This is a genomic window from Alcanivorax sp. HI0083 (assembly GCF_001635175.1).
Genome location: NZ_LWFX01000596.1, coordinates 1 through 814, shown reverse-complemented (window position 1 = coordinate 814; position 814 = coordinate 1). Strand labels below are relative to the sequence as shown.

General features: G+C 56.4%; 2 protein-coding genes. One reads left to right on the top strand and one right to left on the bottom strand.

Going from position 1 to position 814, the window contains the following annotated elements; all coding sequences use genetic code 11:
- The coding region (locus A3754_RS06050; RefSeq protein WP_231880511.1) for a c-type cytochrome at positions 1–198 on the bottom strand (198 nt) is incomplete at its 3' end.
- A 160-nt stretch (positions 199–358) separates the two neighbouring features.
- Between A3754_RS06050 and A3754_RS06045 the strand changes: the two genes are divergently transcribed.
- Positions 359–724, top strand: coding sequence for a cytochrome c5 family protein (locus tag A3754_RS06045; protein WP_231880510.1), 366 nt, complete (start codon positions 359–361; stop codon positions 722–724).
- Positions 725–814 lie beyond the last annotated feature (90 nt).

Genomic DNA, 814 nt, shown 5'->3' with positions numbered 1-814 from the left:
CTTCAGCATGGTCGCTTCGCCTTTGGCGATGTGCGGTGCCCAGGATGCGGCATCACCCACTTTCGGGGCACCGGCAGCGCCAGTGCCATGACAGGCCGCACAGGAGGCGTTGTAGACCTGCTCACCGGAACGGGGACCACTGGCCACTTCTTCGGCCGGGGCGGCAGCGCTACCACATTCGTCTCCTTCCACACACACAGAACCCACCGGCTTGATACGCTCTTCGATGGCGCGATCACTGAATACAGAACGCTATCAACGGCATCAACGCCATGCCCCCTAAAGGCATGTGCATGAACTGCTCTGATGACGAACTCAAGGCCGCCATCGAGTACATGGTCAGCAAGAGCCAATAATCTTGTCGCGACCCTGTTGGTTTTTACCCGGACTCTTGCTGTCAGCACTGGTGCTGGCAGCCTGCTCCGACGACAGCGCCCCGGACACGACGGCTACCGACAAGGCAGCGGCGCGTGACGGGGCGCAGTTGTATAAGCAGTACTGTGTGACCTGTCACGGCTCCGGTGCGCTGGGCGCGCCTGGTGTCGGCAAGGAGCATCGCCTTTACTGGTCACACGAGGTTGAAGAAGAAGGTTTCGATACCCTGGTGCAGGAAGCGATCAATGGCATCAACTCGATGCCTCCTCGCGGTGGCTGTTTCGATTGCAGTGACGAGGAAATTCGCAGCACGGTGATTTACATGCTGCTAAAAAGTGGGGCGAAATAGCTCCACTTTTTAGCATTATCCATTTGTAAGAAAGCCATTCTTGTTGTCGTAAAAGTCTTACCTTCCCCCTAAGAGATAACTTACATAAAC